This window comes from Arcicella lustrica (assembly GCF_034930985.1).
GTDB lineage: Bacteria > Bacteroidota > Bacteroidia > Cytophagales > Spirosomataceae > Arcicella > Arcicella lustrica.
This window is the reverse complement of record NZ_JAYGIM010000005.1, coordinates 79,159-97,597: the sequence shown is the minus strand read 5'-3', so window position 1 is coordinate 97,597 and position 18,439 is coordinate 79,159. Positions and strand designations below refer to the sequence as shown.

The following is an 18,439-nucleotide window of genomic DNA, read 5'->3' as shown; positions in this document are numbered from 1 at the left end:
CCAAAAACTACTTCTTCTTCAATGTTGTTTCAAACAGTTTGAAAATTCTTTTGTACTCATCCATCCATGATGTTGGTTCTACAAAACCGTGATCTTCCATTGGATAAGAAGCTAATTCCCAATTCTCTTTCTTCAATTCAATTAATCTTTGTGCTAAACGCACGGCATCTTGGTAATGAACGTTTACATCAACCATGCCATGACAAATCAATAAATTGCCTTTTAAGCCATCAGCATAATAAATCGGCGAACTTTTACGATACGCAATGGAGTCTGTTTGTGGTTCATTCAAGATATTCGCTGTGTAAGGATGATTATAGGCTGCCCAATCTGTTACGGGTCTTAATGCTGCACCAGCTGCAAATACATCTGGCGTAGTAAACATTGCCATTAAAGTAATAAAACCGCCGTAAGAGCCACCATAAATCCCAATCTTTTTAGGGTCAACACCTTGGGTTTCTACTAACCATTTAGCACCATCTACTTGGTCGGTTAAATCTTTACCGCCCATAAAACGATAAATACCTGTACGCCAATCTCTACCATAACCTGCCGAACCACGATAGTCAATATCCAATACTGTATAGCCATTATCAACTAACATATTGTGGAACATATATTCACGGAAATACTGACTCCACCATTTATGCACATTTTGTAAATAACCAGCACCATGTACAAAAATTACGGCTGGTCTTTTGCCTTTTTCTCCTTTGCCTTCATACAAACGAGCATATACTTCTGCACCGTCTTTGGCAGAAAAAGTAATGACTTCGGGTTCACGCCATTTGTATTCTTTAAACTGTTGGCTTTGTGATTTCGTAATTTGGCTAGGCGGAGCATTTACTATATTATCCTGAATATATACTTCCCAAGGACGATTTGAATATGAATTCAAATAAGCCAATTTCGTTTCATCAGGCGAAAGTACTACTTGGTTCGAACCTGTCATTTTTGTTAAACGTACTCTATCGCCACCTGTTACAGCCATTCTATAAAAATGCTGTTCGCCCGGATGTTCTTCATTAGAAGTAAAGTAAAAATGCTGTTTGTCTTTTGATAATTGAAGACTTTGAATTTCAAATTTCCCTTTGGTTAATTGCTTTTTAGCACCTGTCGATAAATTAACTGTATAAAGATGAGAATAACCATCTTCTTCTGATTGATAATAAAGTGTTTGATTATCGCCTAAAAAGCCAATATTTCCTGTACTAAAATTAGAGCCAATCCCAGGACCGCCAATCCAAGCTTCATCTCTTTGACGGTCGATGGTTTTAAGTTTTCTGGTGGCAACATCTAGTTTTAAAATCCAACGGTCTTTATTGTCTTGGCTTCTTACTACTACCACACAGTATTTTCCATCTTCCGACCAAATCGGCTCATTAAAAATTACTTTTCTAGCTTCAGCTTTTTTATTCTTGGTCGTGTCTTTTTTGGCGTATTCACTCAAATAAGCTGGCTGTTCATCAATGCCTTCAATTTCTTTAGTTGATACTTGTAAAGCTGTATCTTTTTTAATGTCATAAACCCAAAACTCATAAGTAGGCATTGGTGCACCTACCTTTGTTCTAGCAGGTAAATCTTCTGTAAAACCAGATTCTGTAACATAACTTGGTACTACAGCATTTTTTGCACCAGTAGCCGATTTTGTGAGTCGATAAGTAATATAATTTTCATCAGGACTCAAGGTCTGAATATCTACTCTTTTATCTTCAATATAAATCTCTTTGGCACGTTTTGGCAAATCTTCTTTGGCAATTGCCTCTCCTTGTTTTTTCTTATCGGCACGTTCTTTTAATACTTCAAAAAGACTTAACTGGTCTTTCTTGAGCCATTTTTCTTGTTCGTTAGCTTTTGTTTCCGTTTTCTTAGTGCCAGTCAAGAAATTACTTAATTGCTCTGTTTCACCAGTGGCAAGATTAAAGCTGTATAAATTACTTGCCTTGCTGTAAATGATTTTACTTTCTTTGCCATTAAAACTAGGATTACTTTCAGCCTCTACAGTATTGGTAATCTGACGAACCGCCATTGTTTTGCAGTCTAGTAAAAACAAATCTCCATTTTTGGTATAAATCTTTTTTGAGAAATCTCGACTATAAACACCATTAAAAGAAGGCAAAGCTCTACGAGTTTGCGGAGGAACTTTAAAAGGCTTTTTTTCAGTAACCGAAGCACTGTATAAAGAATCAGCCTTATTTCGGAAAGGATTCCAGTTGAAGTAAATCATTCGGCTATCTTCCGACCAATTAATAGAAGAAGGTAAAGCACCAATGGTAAATTTAGGGTCTTGCATGATATGCTCGATACTCAGATGTTGGGCATTGAGTTGCATACAAAAGCAAGTAATGGCAATTAACGTAAGGATTTTTTTCATGTTGATGATTTTTTACTGTAAATATAGTTTTTAGGGATAAAACAAATCTAAGCAAACAAAACAATTGATGCAAAAAGTATGAAGCTTGATATAATTTACATAAAGCTTTATACAAATTATATCAGCATTTATGCTTTACACATAAAGGTTTATGTGTAGCCTATCAACGTTGATACTTTTTATATAAAACTTTATCAAAATTATATCAAGCTTTATGTAAATTATATAAACGTTGATGTAATTTATATGAAGGCTTATATGATTTTGATAAATGATGATATGTTGTGGAAAAGAGTAGTTAGGGAGTTGATTAATGAATATTCTATGAATTAAGTTTTTTTAGTAGTTGCGTAGGTTTTGATTGGTTCAGCTTTGACAACTTTTAAAAAGTTGTCAAAGCTGTGGAAATTGGGAATTTAAAACATTACAAATTCAATCCCCATTCTTTAATTTTAGGAATCAAAGTATCAATATCGCCTGCGCCAACACTAACGATTAATTCAGGTTGTTTTTCTTTGAGGAGGTCTAATACGGCTTCTTTGCTACAAAGTGTTTTGTTGGGAGAAGTTACTTTATTGAAGATAATATCAGAAGTAACGCCTTCAATTGGCAATTCTCTGGCTGGATAAATATCTAGTAAAATCAAATCGTCGGCTAAACTTAAACTTTCAGCAAAGCCTTCTTGGAAATCACGAGTACGAGTAAACAAATGTGGTTGAAAAACTACTGTTAATTTATGTTGTGGATACAATGCTTTTACAGAAGATAAAAACGCTTGAATTTCGGTAGGATGATGTGCATAATCATCAATATAAACAATTTTCTCTGAACGAATATGGTATTCAAATCTGCGTTTTACGCCTCCGAAAGTACAAATGCCATCTTTGATTTGTGCTGGACTAAGCCCTACTTCTAAAGCCACTGCTGTAGCCGCTAAAGCGTTTTCCACATTATGGAAACCGGGTGTTAATAAAGTACAATCTTTGATGATACCATTTGGATAAACAATATCAAAAATCATTTCAGCATTTTCAATTCTTAGATTTTCAGCATAGAAATCTCCTTCATTTAATGAATACTCTGTCGATTCATTGTTGGTGAAACCTGCTAAATTCAAACCTTTGCGCTGATATAATTTACCACCATCTTTCAGTTGTGATACAAATAATTGGAAAGATTCCAGTAATTGGTCGTGGTCACCATAAATGTCTAAATGGTCGGCATCGGTAGAAGTAACAATGGTTAAGTTGGGATATAAAGTAAGAAAAGAACGGTCGAATTCATCGGCTTCTACTACACAAATTACATCTTCTGGCGATTCGTTAATCAAGAAATTTGTGCCATAATTCTGGGTGATTCCTCCTAAAAAAGCAGTAACATTTTTACCTGCATTTTTTAGAATATGCGAAACCATTGAAGAAGTAGTGGTTTTACCATGTGTACCCGAAACGGCAATGGTATAAAAGCTTTTGGTTAAAAGTCCCAATACTTGTGAACGCTTCATCAACGTAAAACCATTGTCTTTTAAATAATTAAATTCAAGATGGTCTTTCGGAATGGCAGGAGTGTAAACAATAAGTGTTTCTTCTTTATTAGCTAAAAATTCAGCGGGAATCAGATTAATATCATCTGAGAAGTGAACGGGAATTCCTTCATCTTGTAAAGCATTGGTTAGTGGAGTAGCAGTTTTATCATAACCAGCCAAAGAATAGCCATTGGCAATAAACCAACGTGCAATTGCCGACATGCCAATGCCACCGATTCCAAGAAAATAAATGTGTTTTAGGGCTTTAAGATTCACTTTCATCAAGGGTTAAATTTCTATTATGGCAAAGATATTTAGTTTTTTATAATTATTACCAAAGGCTTTTGTGGCTGTAGTCTTCTGAAAGATTATTTTCAAAAAAAATGTAGAAATTCAAAACAAAATCATTTTACAAAGACTTACCATCATCAGTAAGTTTAAATTTATTTGTAAAATGACTAATCTTTCCCCACAAGTCCATTGTGATACTTTCAAGAATGTACACTTGGTGAGTCCACTGCTACATGCCTATGAGTTTACTACTAGAGCAAGCAACAACATTACTGAGTATGAATTTTTAGAAGAATATGCTAGAAACCGTGCTTGGCATTTTAATTTAAGTAAAATCAGAAGCTTTTTGAAACATAGAGAAAATGCGATAGTTATTACTTGTCCGAACGAAAGAATAGAGTGGGTCAACAAAGGTTTTACTAGAATGACTGGTTATGGTGCTGATGAAGCTGTTGGAAAATTTCCGAATTTTCTTCAAGGAATTGAAACGTCGGAAGTAATCAGAAAAGAAATTAGAGAAAAGCTAGCTATCAAAACATCCTTTTCAGGAGAAGTACTTAATTACCGAAAAGATGGAGAGAAGTATTTGTGTAAAGTAGATATTGTGCCGATTTTTAATAATGATAAAGTATTGTGTAATTTTATGGCTTTAGAACGAGAAGTAAATTAAGGTTTAGAAAAACGATTGCTAATCCCATAAGGTGAAAACTTTATGGGATTTTTTTGTAACTTATAGAATCATTCGAAATCTGATAGTAAGACAAAATATTATTATTGATATTTATTAAAATATATACTGTTGATTTGGTTATTTATTTTCTTGATAAAATTATATTTGCAAAATAAAAATTAAACTTCTCGAAGAAAACACATAAATTTAATTCAAAGTGTAAATAGTAAAATGTAATTTCGCATTATATTATCTAATTGAACTATCAAGATTGAATAATTAACTGAATTATGTCCTATCAAAGAAAAACCAAAATCGTAGCAACAGTAGGTCCCGCTTCCGATTCAAAAGAAATGCTAGTTAAGTTTGCAAAAGCTGGCGTAAATATTTTCCGACTAAATTTCTCGCACGGAACTCACGAAGATCATTTGAATAGATTAAAAACTATTAGAGATGTTTCAGAAGAGTTAGGTATTAATCTTGCAGTTCTTCAAGATTTACAAGGGCCTAAAATTCGTACACAACTTGTAGAGAATAATGGTGTTACTATTACTGAAGGAAATAAATTGACATTCGTAATGGATGAAACTTTAATGGGAACTTCAGAGAGAGTTGGAACAACTTATACTTCTATGTATTTAGATGTAAATGTTGGAGAAAGAATTTTGATGGATGATGGTAATTTAGAAGTTAAAGTTTTAGAGATTGATAAAGAAAAGAAGGAAGTAATTACCGAGGTTATTTATGGTGGAGTTTTAAAGTCGAAGAAAGGTATTAACCTTCCGGGCACTAAAGTTTCTTTACCATGTTTAACTGAAAAAGACCTTAAAGATTTATATTTTGGTTTAGATAATGGTGTTGATTGGATTGCTCTTTCATTTGTTCGTACTGCTGCTGATATTCATGATATTAAAGACAGAATCAAGGCTTATGGAAAGAATACAAAAGTAATTGCTAAAATCGAAACGCCATTTGCGATTGATAATTTAGACGAAATCATCGAAGCTACAGATGCAATCATGGTTGCTCGTGGTGACCTTGGTGTTGAGATTGATGGTGCTAGAGTTCCTCATTTACAAAAGCTAATGGTTGAGAAATGTACTTTAGCTGGAAAACCAGTTATCGTGGCTACTCAAATGTTAGAGTCGATGATTACAAACCCTGTACCAACACGTGCTGAAACATCTGACGTTGCTAATGCAGTATTACAAGGTGCTTCTGCTACGATGTTAAGTGGTGAATCTGCTTCTGGAGCATATCCATTGAAAGCTGTTGAAACAATGGCGCATATTCAAGAAGTAGTTGAGCAACAACAAAATGAAATCAAAATCGTAAAAGGAGATGAAGCTTCAATTTACTTTAAGAATCACTCTTTAAGCAAAGGAGCAATTGAATTCCCTTTAAATGATCGTATGATTGCTGGAGCTTGTCGTTTAGCTCGTGATACTGAAGCAAAAGCAATTTTGTGTATTACAAATAGTGGTTATACTGCTTTCCGTTTGTCTGCTCACCGTCCTAAAGCGGGCTTATATATCTTTACTTCTAATAAAGCTGTTCAACAAGAAATGGGTTTATTATGGGGTGCAAATGTTTTCTATTATGAAACAAAAGGAAAAGATGTTGAAGCAACTGTAAAAGGAATGACAGACTTCTTGAAAGAAAAAGGTTTATTAGCTACAGGTGATACTTTCGTAACTACCTTAAGTGTTCCTTCTGATAAGAATTTGAAGACAAATACTGTTCAATTAGGTATTGTTGAATAGTATTCTTTAACATATAAAAAGGGCTAAGTCTTCAAGATTTAGCCCTTTTTTATTGCCGAAAAAGCAAGAAAACAAAAAAGCCTGACGAAATCAATCATCAGGCTTTTCGTTGTTATATTTATTTACTTAGAAATTGCGTTCTCCAGCTTCTCTTTTTCCTAACATTACTGCACCAACCATGGCTACAAAAAACAAGATAGAAACCAATTCAAAAGGAAGTACATAATCACGGTAAAGGATTTGTCCTAGCCCTTCAACCATCCCCGTTTGAGCATCGTATGCTTGAAGCCCAACAGCATTCTTTAAATCTACTTTACGTGAGGCTGCAATTAAGATTACTAAAAGTGTTCCGCCTAAAATTGCTCCAGCGAGTTTGGTCAATGTACTTTTCGAATCGGGTGAATTTTTACTTAAATCCATCATCATGATTACGAAGAGGAATAATACCATAATGGCACCTGCATAGACTACGATATTAACAGCCATTAAAAACTGGGCATTTAATAATACGTAATGACCAGAAATACAGAAGAATGTGAAAACCAAATACAAAACACTGTGTATTGGGTTTTTAGATAATATTACCATTGATGCACTCAGGAGTGTCAAGGCAGTTAGGAAGTACCAAAAGTTCATATTTTTAATGAATCGTTATCAGATATTACAAATAATTTATTTACAAAATGGCTATTTCCAACCTTCTCTTAAATAGCGATTATCCATTTTTTCAACCAATTTATCTTTTCCAAAGATTACTTCAGAACGGTCTTCAAAAACAGGAACCATTTTATCGTGTTGTAAATAAATGGCTTGTTTAGGACAAGCTTCTTCACATAAACCACAGAAAATACAACGAAGCATGTTGATTTCATATACACTTGCGTATTTCTCTTCACGGTATAAGTTTTCTTCGCCTTTTTTACGTTCTTCTGCAACCATTGAAATTGCTTCAGCTGGACAAGCTACAGCGCATAGCCCACAAGCAGTACAACGTTCTGCGCCTTGTTCATCACGTTTCAAGATATGATGCCCACGGAAAACAGGCCCTAAATAACGTTTTTGTTCAGGATAACGAATGGTTACTTTTTTAGAAAAGAAGTGTTTTAGCGTAGTAGCCATACCACCAACGATAGCTGGTAAGTAAATGCGTTCGGCAAAAGTCATTTCTTCTTGCTCTAAGACTTTGGATTTATTTGATAATTTCATAATAGTCTTCAAACCTTAAAGGAAAGAGTTTTTATTTTGAAGCTTAAAAATATTACGATATTTTAAGCTGTTGCTAATTTCTTTTTCTTGTATTTCATTTCACTGTAAGCAAAAGTTACCACTAACATGATGATAACGCCAGCCCATGATGCTCCAACTGTCAGCCAGTTTGAACCGCCATCATTTACAGTAAATAACATTGAGGCACCAGTCAATACAACATTGAACATTGCTAATGGAATTAAGCCAGTCCAACCTAAGCCCATTAATTGGTCATAACGGAAACGTGGAAGAGTCCAACGAACCCACATGAACACGAAAACAAAGAATAATGCTTTTCCGATTAATGCACCAACGCCAAGTAAAGTAGCGATATTTCCACCGAATTGAGTAGCTACATAATCATGTCCTGGATAGTCATATCCACCGAAATATAGAGTAGCCATTACTGCTCCTGAAATAAACATGTTGATGTATTCAGCGAATAAGTAAAAGCCTAATTTCATAGAAGAGTATTCAGTGTGATAACCACCAATTAATTCAGTTTCACATTCTGGTAAATCGAAAGGAGTACGGTTACATTCAGCAAAAGCACAAACGATAAAAATAACAAAACCCAATGGTTGATAAAAAATATTCCAATGACCATTTTGTTGCGTTTCAACGATAGATTTTGTTGAAAGTGAGCCAGAAAGCATCAAGATAGCGATGATTGAAAGCCCCATTGCCAATTCATAAGAAATGTTTTGTGAAGCTGCACGAATAGCACCAATTAATGAATACTTGTTATTTGAAGCCCAGCCACCGATTAAAACACCATAAACACCTAAAGAAACAATTCCAAATACCCAAAGGATACCAATGTTTACGTCAATTCCTTGCAAGTCTAGGATGATTCCTCCACCTAAATCTAATTGGTCACCAAATGGAACTACGGCTGATGTCATCAAAGCTGTAAGCATTGATAAACATGGACCAGCAATAAAAAGCCATTTGTTTGAATGAGCTGGGATAAAATCTTCTTTCATGAACATTTTTACAGCATCAGCAAGAGGCTGTAAAATACCGAATGGTCCAGCTCTATCTGGTCCAACACGGTCTTGCATAAAAGCAGCAATGATACGTTCAAAGTAAGTAGAATAGGCCGCTACACCAAGGGTAATAGCGAAGATGATTCCTACATAAATGGCTTTGGCCGTAAATAATGTTGATGTAATTTCCATATATCTAAATGAGTAAATAGCAAACTATCTACAATCAATTAATTTAATTGCTTTTGTGGGGCTAAAAATGAACGATCACGGTTGTCGTCAATCTTTTTGTATTGCTCTGCTGCTTGTTTTAATGGGAATGCTGGCGTGATTTTGTTCGCTCCATATTTATTGGCAGAAATTACCGAATTGTGTGGTACTTTGCTTGGTCCTTCGATAGTCCAATCAGAAGTCTTTTTACGTTCGAAACGGCAAGTATTACAGATAAATTCTTTTACTTCACCCCATTCGTTTTTACGAGCTGTTACTCTGATTACCTCGTCGCCTCTGTACCAAAGTGTTACTTTTCCAGAACATTTACCACAATCACAACTTGCATCTACTGGTTTCGAGAACCACACACGACTTTTGAAACGATATGTTTTATCTGTTAAAGCACCTACAGGACAAACATCAATAATATTTCCAGAGAAATCGTTATCAATTGCTTTTTCAATATAAGTACTAATCTCAGCATGGTCACCACGATTCATCACACCATGCACACGTCCGTCAGTAATTTGGTCTGCTGTGTAAACACAACGATAACACAAAATACAACGATTCATGTTTAGCTTGATATTCGGACCTAAATCAACAGGATCGAAAGTATTTCTTTCTTCAACTGTACGTGTTTTAGATACACCGTGCTCAAAAGTAAAGTTTTGTAAATCACATTCACCAGCTTGGTCACAGATTGGGCAGTCTAAAGGATGGTTCAATAATAAGAACTCAACGATTCCTTTTCTTACTTCTAATACTTGTTCGTTGATGGTGTTTTCAACCACCATACCTTCTTGAATTTGAGTAATACAAGCAGGCACCAATTTCGGCATAGGACGAGGGTCTTTTTCAGAACCTGCTGTTACTTTAACCAAACAACCACGGCATTTACCACCCGAAGCCTTTAATGGTTCGTAATAGCACATGGCTGGAGGTGCAATATGTGGCCCAATTTGACGAGCCGCTTGCATAATGGTTGTTCCAGGAGCTACGTCAACGGTGATGTTATCTATTGTAACTTTCATATAAAAGCTTAATATTTATTTGTCGATTAAAACATGGTTTTTCCAAAGAATAACCTAATTACTATAGTTCGATTCAGACGGTATTTCATTTATAATTAAGAAATACTTTCATGCTCGTTTATTTCTTCGATAATCTGTAATATCTGTGGGGCAATAATAGCAGCATCGTAATTTAATGCTTTTTCGTACATTTTTTGCCCGATTTCTTCTCTAAGTGTTTGCTCTTCAATTAAACTAATCAATTTGTTTTTGGCAGCAACAATATCTCCATAAGGAATAATTACTCTTTCATCTTGCTCTACATATTCAGGAGCACCGCCAGATTTATCAAAACATACTACAGGAATTTTATTTAAACTTGCTTCAATCATGACCAATGGATGCGGGTCTTCTCTTGAAGAAAGAAAGAAAATATCAAAACAAGACATATAATCCATGTTTTCCATCGTAGGAGCGATAACATGTACATGTTCTTGAATTCCCATTTTTTCTAAATCATACAAAATGTTTTGGTGTTCAACAGAGTTTTTTTGAATACCTATCCAAAGAAAATGTACGTCTTTCTTTTCACTAAGTATAGCATTGGCTACTGATAAAAAAGTATCAACTCCTTTTCTCCATTCAAAATTTCCGCAACCCCCAATTACAATAGCATCATTAGGAATATTCAGCCGTTTCCGAATACCTGATTGATCTGCATTATTGAGTTTTTCAAGTATATTACTTACTGATATAAATGGATTGACAACCGTAATTTTATCTTCCTCAATTTGATGATTTAAGAAGAGATTACTTTTAATCTCTTTAGATGCCGCTAGAAAATGGATACAATTTTCTACTTGATACTCCAAATCTTCTGGCAAAGTATATTTTTGAATAGAGTTTTCAAGTTCATGCACATATACCACAAATGGGCATCTCAGAAACTCTAAACTTCTTAACAAACCGCCATTGGCAATTGTATTAGAAAAAATTAAATCAAACTTTAATTCAGCAAGCTCTTTATGTTTTTCTTGATAAAAGGCTAATTTACGAAGCTTGTTTAATTTAAAAACTTTATCATAAATAATCCTTGAATATGGGTTTCTTTGAGTGTCTTTATCATCATATTCCCAAAGAATTACTTCAGCTACTTTATTGAATTCAGGAAGTAAAGAACCTCCTTTTGCTAATAAAAGATAGGTTTCAAAACCTTCTTGTTTTAAAGATTTTAAGAAATCAAGTAATACATATTGAGCACCCGCAACATTGGCGTCGTGTCCAATAAATAATATCTTTTTTTTCATAATCTTTAAATTATAAACTCCAACTAGCCCCTTCACGCATAAATACTGCTCCTTTTTGTGTTGCTTTTTCAGGATGTTTAATATGCCATTCAAACTCATCACGGAAGTGACGAATCGCAGCAGCAACTGGCCAAGAGGCAGCTTCTCCTAATGGACAAATGGTATTTCCTTCTATTTTCTTTGCAACATCTACTAACAAATCAATATCTTCTTGACGTCCTTTTCCATGTTCAATTCTGTAGAGTACTTTATCCATCCAACCTGTTCCTTCACGGCATGGCGAACACTGTCCGCATGATTCATGGTGATAAAAACGACCGAATGTCAATGTGTTATGAACAATACAAGTAGTTTCGTCCATTACCACAAAACCGCCAGAACCTAACATCGTTCCCGTAATAAAACCACCATCAGAAAGCGATTCATAAGTCATCAAACGATTTTCACCATTTGCTGTTTTTAAAATCAATTCTGCTGGAAGAATAGGTACTGATGAACCACCCGCAACGACAGCTTTCAATTTATGTCCATCTCTGATTCCGCCACACCATTCATCTGCATAAATAAAATCTTCAACAGTAATGCCAAGAGGAATTTCATAAACACCCGGCTTACGAACATGACCTGATGCTGAAATTAATTTCGTTCCTGTACTTCTACCTATACCAATTTTAGCGTATTCGTCGCCACCATTGTTAATAATCCAAGAAGTAGCAGAAATAGACTCTACATTATTAACTACTGTAGGGCATTGCCACAAACCTTTTACTGCGGGAAATGGAGGCTTATTACGTGGATTTCCACGTTTTCCTTCCAACGATTCCAACAAAGCAGTTTCTTCTCCACAAATATAAGCACCGCCACCTGGTTGAACGAAAAGGTCGAGGTCATAACCAGAACCCAAAATGTTTTTACCTAAAAGTCCTTTGTCATAAGCTTCTTGAATGGCTTTTTCAAGAATATTTACAACATACATTAATTCGCCTCTTACATAAATATAAGAAGTATTAGCTCCTAAAGCATACGACGAAACAATCATTCCCTCAATTAAAGTATGAGGAGATTTCATCATCAAATAATGGTCTTTGAAAGTACCCGGTTCTGATTCATCCGCATTACAAACTAAATAACGAGGAATACCTTCTGGTTTAGCCAAAAACGACCATTTCATACCCATCGGGAAACCAGCACCACCACGTCCACGAATACCTGATTTTTTTACTTCTTCAGTAACTTCATCGGGAGTCATCGTTTTTAAAGCTTTTTCAACAGCTTTATATCCACCATTTTTACGAAAAACATCAATAGTATCGATGCCTTGTACGTCAATATGTTCGGTTAATATTTTCATTTTTCTATTAAATTTGCTCAGCGATATTTCGCATCGAATTCAGATAAAGTGTATCAATTAATTAAGAGTACATTATTATTTTGACAACTCATCAATGATTTCATCAACCTTTTCGTTGGTCAAATTCATATAATATTTTTCACGAATTTGAAAGACAGGTCCCCAACCGCAAGCTGCTAAGCATTCTACTTCTTTAATCGTAAATTTACCGTCTGGAGTAGTTTCTCCGGTTTCAATGCCTAGTTTTTTCTTTAAGTGGTCATATACTTCAACTCCACCCATTAAACAACATGGCCCAGTACGGCAATATTCAATTACGTGTTCACCTACTGGTTCTAAGTGAAACATTGTGTAAAATGAAGCTACTTCATATACTTCAACAGGCTTAATTTTCAACAAGCTAGCCACATAATCCATCACTTCTGAACTACACCATCTCCACTCTGCTTGAGCCAAATGTAGAATTGGAAGTAAAGCAGATTTTTGCTTACCTTCTGGGTAACGTTTAATGATTTTATGAACTAACTCCAACGTATCCGCTGGAAACTGTATGGTTTGTGTATTTGTCATGTTTTAGTCTGAATTAAGCAAAAATTACACGTCTAATTCCCCGGCAATCACATTCATAGACGACATCGTAACGATGGCATCAGAAAGTGTTGAGCCTTTAATCATTTCTGGGAATGCTTGATAATAAATATAGCAAGGACGACGGAATTTCAAACGATATGGTGCACGGCCACCATCTGATACTAAATAAAAACCAAGTTCGCCATTACCACCTTCTACTGAATGATAAACTTCTCCAACTGGAGCGTCAATTTCACCCATTACAATTTTGAAGTGATAAATCAATGCTTCCATGTTATTATAAACCTCTTTTTTCTCTGGTAAATAATAATGTGGAGCATCAGCGTGATATGGTCCTTCTGGAAGATTGTTTAAAGCTTGTTTGATGATTTTTAAACTTTGCCACATTTCTTCTCCACGAACCAAGAAACGGTCATAAGTATCACCTTTTGTTCCAACTGGTACTTCAAAATCAAAGTCTTCGTAAGAAGAGTATGGATTCATGGCACGAACGTCATAATCAACACCAGCGGCTCTTAAGTTTGGTCCAGTAAAGCCATAGTTTAAAGCACGTTCAGCCGAAATAGCACCAACATCAATGGTTCTATCCATGAAGATGCGGTTACGTTTTACTAAACTTTCAAATTCGATGAGTCCAGCAGGAAATTCGTCAAGAAGTATTTGGATTTTACGGATGGCTTCTTTAGATAAGTCTCTTTCCATTCCACCACAACGCCCCATGTTCGTTGTAAGGCGAGCACCACATACTTCTTCGTAGATTTCGTAAATGTGCTCTCTCCATTGCATTACATACAAAAAGCCTGTTAAAGCACCTGTATCAACAGCAAGAATGGAATTACAAATGATATGATCGGCAATACGTGCCAATTCCATCATAATTACTCTAATATATTGTGCTCTTTTAGGTACTTCAACGCCTAAAAGTTTCTCTACTGTCATGTGCCAACCCATATTATTGATAGGCGACGAACAGTAGTTCATACGGTCTGTAAGCGTTGTGATTTGATAAAGAGGACGACGCTCAGCAATTTTCTCGAATGCACGGTGAATGTATCCTACTGTCTGTTCTGCATCAATTATTGTTTCTCCGTCCATCGTTAAGATGTTCTGAAAAATACCATGTGTTGCAGGGTGAGTTGGTCCTAAGTTTAGGGTTGTCAACTCATTGACATATTTTTTATCTACTTGTGCTTTCTCTAAGCCCACAAATGGGCTTGATACTAATGCGATTTCAGACATATTTTTATAAATTTATCTACCAAACAAGGCATCAATTTTATCTTGACGAGTGGCGTCTTCCAAAGGATATTCTTTACGCATCGGATGATAATCCATGTCTTCAGCATTCAGAATACGCTCCATTTTTGGGTGTCCAGAGAACAAAATTCCGTAAAAATCAAATGCTTCTCTTTCCATCCAATTTGCACAAGCATATAAACCTGTGATGGTTGGTACTACAATATTTTCTCTAGAAACATATAATTTGATAATCAATCTTACATTGTTTTCTAAACTATGTAGATGATAAATAACACCAAATTCATGACTTGGAACGTCTGGAAAATGAATGCCACCTAAATCTGTAAGAAACTGGAATTTGAAGGTTGGATGTTGATATAAATAATGCATCAACGGCACAATGGTGTCGGTTGTAGTTGTTACGTTAAGAAGCCCGTAATTTTCTACAATTCCAAAAATGTTATCTTCGCCAAATTGTGCGACTAAATCTTGTGCTATTTGTTCGTTTGTCATTGTTAGCTTATCTGTTAATCGTCTAGCTTTTACTTGTTATTCAAACAAGCAAAAATTAAACGGATAACTGTTACTCAATTCCGTAAGATGCTAAAAGTGCTTTATATTCAGGAGATTCTCTGCGACGACGTTGTTCTGTTTTTGCAATTTCTTGAATTTGCATAAAACCATCCAAAATTTGTTCAGGACGAGGCGGGCAACCCGGAACATATACATCAACAGGAATAATACGGTCGATGCCTTGTAAAACAGAGTAGGTATCAAAAATTCCACCAGAAGAAGCACATGCTCCAACTGAAAGTACCCAACGAGGCTCTGCCATTTGAAGATATACTTGTTTGAGGACTGGTCCCATTTTCTTAGAAATAGTACCCATTACCATTAGGATGTCGGCTTGGCGGGCAGAAAAAGACATACGTTCAGACCCGAATCTTGAGATGTCATAATGAGCTCCGGCTGTTGCCATAAATTCAATACCGCAACATGAGGTAGCGAAAGGAAGTGGCCAAAGTGAATTTGCACGAGCAAGACCCACGAAATCATCTAATTTGCCAGCGAAGAAACCTTGTCCTTCAATTCCTTCTGGAGCATCAACTGTTTTTATTATTCTATCGCTCATTGTATCTATTTGAGAATCTAAGTATCAGAAAGCCATCAATCATTTTGGCACGCTAATCAATTCAGAAACACAATATATTTATATATTCAAATTTGTGATAACACTGTGATGAGGAAAGGCTTGTTTACAGAAAAACCTGTTCCATTCAACGATACTACTTCTCCCAAGTTAAAACGCCTTTCTTGATAACATAAATGAAGCCTACTAACAATAAACCCATAAATACTAACATTTCAAGAAACATATTAATGGCTACATCTGAAGATGATTTTACCCATCCCATAAAATTTACAGCCCAAGGATACATAAAAATAATTTCTACGTCAAATAGGACAAAGAGAATAGCTACAAGAAAGTATTTAACTGAAATAGGAGTACGGGCATCACCCACAGATTCGATACCACATTCAAAAACATCATCTTTTAATGCACTATGACGTTTAGGACCTAGCCAGTGCGTTGCAAGCATTGTTGCAACAATAAATGCTAAAGCAGCCCCTAATTGGATAAGTATTGGAAGATAATCGGATGGTTGATAGTTCATTGTTGATTTTTGAGTTTTAGGCTTTGATTATCAAGTAATTATACTTTAATCTTCAAACCGATACGTAATTTGACTAGTATCCTTTCAAAATTTATCTGCAATTTACTGATAAAATTTTGTTTGCGACATTTTTTTAATGCTAAAATTAGGGGAAATGTTAAAGTGTACAGATTAAGTCTTTTTTATCATCTGTTATATAGATTGGTACTAAATAGTACGAGACTATTTAAACTTCAACTGATATTCATAGAATATGTTTTTCAAGAAAATATATCTCTGAATGAGTATTTTTACTTATTTTCAAAATCTTCAAAAACAAATATAAAAGCAAAGGTTCTATCCGTCGTTAGAGTTTTGATTGAGTTTACTAACTTGCCAAAAAAATCTTCATCATGGAACAAGACAAATTAAAATTTATGAAAAGAGCCATTGAACTTTCAATTCAAGGAAGTTCTGGCGGAAAAGGCGGACCATTCGGCGCAGTAATTGTGAGAAATGGAGAAATAGTCGGCGAAGGATTTAATCAAGTTACTTCTACCAACGACCCAACAGCACATGCAGAAGTAGTAGCTATTAGAGAAGCCTGTAAGCATCTCGATACTTTTCAATTATCCGATTGCGAGTTATATACTTCTTGTGAGCCTTGCCCGATGTGCTTGGGCGCAATTTATTGGGCTCGTCCTTCAAAAGTGTATTATGCCAATACTCGTGATGATGCAGCCGAAGCAGGTTTCGACGATGCTTTTATTTATGATGAAATTCCATTACCACTTGCTGAAAGAAAAATCGAAATGATTCCTTTGGGAAGAGAAGAAGCCCAAAAAGCTTTTAAATTATGGAATGAGAAGAACGATAAAGTAGATTATTAAACAGTATCCAATTTAAAATTATATACTATTTCCAATTAAAATTCATGAAAAAAACAATGACACGCTACTCTTTGAGTCTAGCCTTATTTTCCTTACTCTCATCCCAAACTTTTGCACAGCAAACCAAAGTAGAAGATTTTACTGCAGAGAATTTATTTACTAACAACATCGAAGGGCCAAATTTTGACAAAGCTGGAAATTTGTACGTCGTAAACTTTAAAGAAGATGGCACGATTGGCAAAGTAAATCCAGACGGTACTTGTGAGTTATTCTTGACTTTACCCAAAGGAAGTACTGCCAATGCGATTCAATTTGATAAAGCTGGGAATATGTACTTAGCCGATTTTTCGGGACATAATGTCTTGAAAGTTGATATGAAAACTAAAGCCGTTTCTACTTATTGTCATAATGATGCTTTCAATCAGCCTAATGATATTTGTATTACTAAAAAAGATGTAATTTTTGCCTCAGACCCAAGTTGGAAAAACTCTACAGGGAAAATTTGGCGAATAGACAAAGGCGGAAAAGAAACCCTTTTAACTGACCAAATGGGAACTACCAATGGGATTTGTTTAAGTCCAGATGAGAAAACTTTATATGTGAATGAAAGTATTCAGAAGAAAGTTTGGGCTTTTGATATTGACCTTGCTGGAAACATTGCTAATAAAAGACTTTTTACTTCCTTTGAAGACGGTGGTTTAGACGGCATGAAATGCGATGCAAAAGGAAACCTTTACGTTTGTCGTTGGGGATTGGGCAAAATACTTGTCTTTTCGAAAAAAGGGAAATTACTCAAAGAAGTACAATTGAAAGGTTTGCAGAGTAGTAATTTGGTGTTTAGTCCAAATGGAAAATACGCTTACGTTACTTTACAAGATAGAAAAGGAATGGAGCGATTTAATGTTAAGTAATTTGTTTATATTGAAAATTAACCATTCAAAATTATGCTAATAAGAATTGTAAGAATGACATTTCATGAAGAAAAAGTGGAAAACTTTTTGGCAATTTTTAATGCTTCCAAGCACAAAATTAGACGTTTTGAAGGGTGTCAACATTTAGAACTATTACAAGATAAAAACTTTCCCAATATCTTTTCAACATATAGTTATTGGGAAAGTGAAAATCATTTGAATACTTATCGAGATTCTGAATTATTCAAAAATGTGTGGACTTCAACGAAAGTATTATTTGTTGAAAAGCCAATTGCTTTTTCTTCTGAAAGAGTAGAGTTAATTAACTAGCGGCGAGTTATGAGCTTTGAGCATTGCACAGCAAAATTTGTATCGCTTTCTCATAGCTCAATGCTCATAACTCAAAACT

18 protein-coding genes are annotated in these 18,439 nt (G+C 35.1%); 5 read left to right on the top strand and 13 right to left on the bottom strand.

Annotated features, from left to right (window positions below; translation table 11 throughout):
- Nucleotides 1-7: 7 nt before the first annotated feature.
- Nucleotides 8-2,374: a S9 family peptidase gene (locus VB798_RS07150; protein WP_323257421.1), complete on the bottom strand. Its 2,367-nt coding sequence runs from the start codon at nt 2,372-2,374 to the stop codon at nt 8-10.
- 424 nt (nt 2,375-2,798) lie between these two features.
- A complete protein-coding gene (murC, locus tag VB798_RS07145; RefSeq protein ID WP_407654138.1) occupies nt 2,799-4,175 on the bottom strand; it encodes a UDP-N-acetylmuramate--L-alanine ligase in 1,377 nt (458 codons plus the stop codon).
- A gap of 178 nt (nt 4,176-4,353) precedes the next feature.
- Between murC and VB798_RS07140 the strand changes: the two genes are divergently transcribed.
- Both VB798_RS07140 and pyk read left to right on the top strand, forming a co-directional pair.
- Nucleotides 4,354-4,860 carry a PAS domain-containing protein gene (locus VB798_RS07140; protein ID WP_323257417.1) on the top strand — a complete coding sequence of 169 codons (507 nt, stop codon included), beginning with the start codon at nt 4,354-4,356 and terminating at the stop codon, nt 4,858-4,860.
- Between the two features lie 290 nt (nt 4,861-5,150).
- Nucleotides 5,151-6,623, top strand: coding sequence for a pyruvate kinase (pyk, locus tag VB798_RS07135; RefSeq protein ID WP_323257415.1), 1,473 nt, complete (start codon nt 5,151-5,153; stop codon nt 6,621-6,623).
- A 126-nt stretch (nt 6,624-6,749) separates the two neighbouring features.
- Here the strand turns inward: pyk and VB798_RS07130 are convergent, their stop codons facing one another.
- The 11 genes from VB798_RS07130 to VB798_RS07080 all read right to left on the bottom strand — a co-directional run bounded on the left by VB798_RS07130 (nt 6,750) and on the right by VB798_RS07080 (nt 16,250).
- Nucleotides 6,750-7,259, bottom strand: coding sequence for an NADH-quinone oxidoreductase subunit J family protein (locus tag VB798_RS07130; RefSeq protein WP_323257413.1), 510 nt, complete (start codon nt 7,257-7,259; stop codon nt 6,750-6,752).
- Between the two features lie 51 nt (nt 7,260-7,310).
- Entirely contained in the window at nt 7,311-7,829 is a 519-nt protein-coding gene (locus VB798_RS07125) for a NuoI/complex I 23 kDa subunit family protein (protein ID WP_323257411.1), read from the bottom strand.
- A 62-nt stretch (nt 7,830-7,891) separates the two neighbouring features.
- Complete coding sequence (nuoH, locus tag VB798_RS07120) at nt 7,892-9,052, bottom strand: NADH-quinone oxidoreductase subunit NuoH (protein WP_323257409.1); 1,161 nt, start codon at nt 9,050-9,052, stop codon at nt 7,892-7,894.
- Between the two features lie 38 nt (nt 9,053-9,090).
- A complete protein-coding gene (locus VB798_RS07115) occupies nt 9,091-10,107 on the bottom strand; it encodes a 2Fe-2S iron-sulfur cluster-binding protein (RefSeq protein WP_184129636.1) in 1,017 nt (338 codons plus the stop codon).
- A 95-nt stretch (nt 10,108-10,202) separates the two neighbouring features.
- Complete coding sequence (locus tag VB798_RS07110) at nt 10,203-11,393, bottom strand: glycosyltransferase family 4 protein (protein ID WP_323257406.1); 1,191 nt, start codon at nt 11,391-11,393, stop codon at nt 10,203-10,205.
- Between the two features lie 10 nt (nt 11,394-11,403).
- Nucleotides 11,404-12,744 (bottom strand): NADH-quinone oxidoreductase subunit NuoF, encoded by a 1,341-nt coding sequence (nuoF, locus tag VB798_RS07105; protein WP_323257404.1) that lies wholly within the window; start codon nt 12,742-12,744, stop codon nt 11,404-11,406.
- A gap of 75 nt (nt 12,745-12,819) precedes the next feature.
- Entirely contained in the window at nt 12,820-13,314 is a 495-nt protein-coding gene (locus tag VB798_RS07100; protein WP_323257402.1) for an NADH-quinone oxidoreductase subunit NuoE family protein, read from the bottom strand.
- Between the two features lie 24 nt (nt 13,315-13,338).
- Entirely contained in the window at nt 13,339-14,574 is a 1,236-nt protein-coding gene (nuoD, locus tag VB798_RS07095; RefSeq protein ID WP_323257400.1) for an NADH dehydrogenase (quinone) subunit D, read from the bottom strand.
- A gap of 12 nt (nt 14,575-14,586) precedes the next feature.
- Nucleotides 14,587-15,087 (bottom strand): NADH-quinone oxidoreductase subunit C, encoded by a 501-nt coding sequence (locus VB798_RS07090; RefSeq protein ID WP_323257398.1) that lies wholly within the window; start codon nt 15,085-15,087, stop codon nt 14,587-14,589.
- A gap of 70 nt (nt 15,088-15,157) precedes the next feature.
- Nucleotides 15,158-15,706, bottom strand: a complete 549-nt coding sequence (locus tag VB798_RS07085) for an NADH-quinone oxidoreductase subunit B (RefSeq protein ID WP_323257396.1) — start codon at nt 15,704-15,706, stop codon at nt 15,158-15,160.
- 154 nt (nt 15,707-15,860) lie between these two features.
- Nucleotides 15,861-16,250 (bottom strand): NADH-quinone oxidoreductase subunit A, encoded by a 390-nt coding sequence (locus tag VB798_RS07080; protein ID WP_323257394.1) that lies wholly within the window; start codon nt 16,248-16,250, stop codon nt 15,861-15,863.
- 392 nt (nt 16,251-16,642) lie between these two features.
- On the opposite strand from VB798_RS07080, the gene VB798_RS07075 reads away from it, so the two are divergent.
- Genes VB798_RS07075 through VB798_RS07065 form a run of 3 tightly spaced genes read left to right on the top strand, consistent with a single transcriptional unit; the run spans nt 16,643 to nt 18,360 of the window.
- Entirely contained in the window at nt 16,643-17,119 is a 477-nt protein-coding gene (locus VB798_RS07075) for a nucleoside deaminase (protein WP_323257392.1), read from the top strand.
- Nucleotides 17,120-17,163: 44 nt separating this feature from the next.
- On the top strand, nt 17,164-18,030 hold the full coding sequence (locus VB798_RS07070; protein WP_323257390.1) for an SMP-30/gluconolactonase/LRE family protein: 867 nt from the start codon (nt 17,164-17,166) through the stop codon (nt 18,028-18,030).
- Nucleotides 18,031-18,063: 33 nt separating this feature from the next.
- Nucleotides 18,064-18,360: a putative quinol monooxygenase gene (locus tag VB798_RS07065; protein ID WP_323257388.1), complete on the top strand. Its 297-nt coding sequence runs from the start codon at nt 18,064-18,066 to the stop codon at nt 18,358-18,360.
- The last annotated feature ends 79 nt before the right edge of the window (nt 18,361-18,439 follow it).

Coding starts and splice junctions, on each gene's coding strand:
- VB798_RS07150 (WP_323257421.1), bottom strand. CDS start 2,374: ATGAAAAAAATCCTTACGTTAATTGCCATTACTTGCTTTTGTATGCAA.
- VB798_RS07140 (WP_323257417.1), top strand. CDS start 4,354: ATGACTAATCTTTCCCCACAAGTCCATTGTGATACTTTCAAGAATGTA.
- pyk (WP_323257415.1), top strand. CDS start 5,151: ATGTCCTATCAAAGAAAAACCAAAATCGTAGCAACAGTAGGTCCCGCT.
- VB798_RS07130 (WP_323257413.1), bottom strand. CDS start 7,259: ATGAACTTTTGGTACTTCCTAACTGCCTTGACACTCCTGAGTGCATCA.
- VB798_RS07125 (WP_323257411.1), bottom strand. CDS start 7,829: ATGAAATTATCAAATAAATCCAAAGTCTTAGAGCAAGAAGAAATGACT.
- nuoH (WP_323257409.1), bottom strand. CDS start 9,052: ATGGAAATTACATCAACATTATTTACGGCCAAAGCCATTTATGTAGGA.
- VB798_RS07115 (WP_184129636.1), bottom strand. CDS start 10,107: ATGAAAGTTACAATAGATAACATCACCGTTGACGTAGCTCCTGGAACA.
- VB798_RS07110 (WP_323257406.1), bottom strand. CDS start 11,393: ATGAAAAAAAAGATATTATTTATTGGACACGACGCCAATGTTGCGGGT.
- nuoF (WP_323257404.1), bottom strand. CDS start 12,744: ATGAAAATATTAACCGAACATATTGACGTACAAGGCATCGATACTATT.
- VB798_RS07100 (WP_323257402.1), bottom strand. CDS start 13,314: ATGACAAATACACAAACCATACAGTTTCCAGCGGATACGTTGGAGTTA.
- nuoD (WP_323257400.1), bottom strand. CDS start 14,574: ATGTCTGAAATCGCATTAGTATCAAGCCCATTTGTGGGCTTAGAGAAA.
- VB798_RS07090 (WP_323257398.1), bottom strand. CDS start 15,087: ATGACAAACGAACAAATAGCACAAGATTTAGTCGCACAATTTGGCGAA.
- VB798_RS07085 (WP_323257396.1), bottom strand. CDS start 15,706: ATGAGCGATAGAATAATAAAAACAGTTGATGCTCCAGAAGGAATTGAA.
- VB798_RS07080 (WP_323257394.1), bottom strand. CDS start 16,250: ATGAACTATCAACCATCCGATTATCTTCCAATACTTATCCAATTAGGG.
- VB798_RS07075 (WP_323257392.1), top strand. CDS start 16,643: ATGGAACAAGACAAATTAAAATTTATGAAAAGAGCCATTGAACTTTCA.
- VB798_RS07070 (WP_323257390.1), top strand. CDS start 17,164: ATGAAAAAAACAATGACACGCTACTCTTTGAGTCTAGCCTTATTTTCC.
- VB798_RS07065 (WP_323257388.1), top strand. CDS start 18,064: ATGCTAATAAGAATTGTAAGAATGACATTTCATGAAGAAAAAGTGGAA.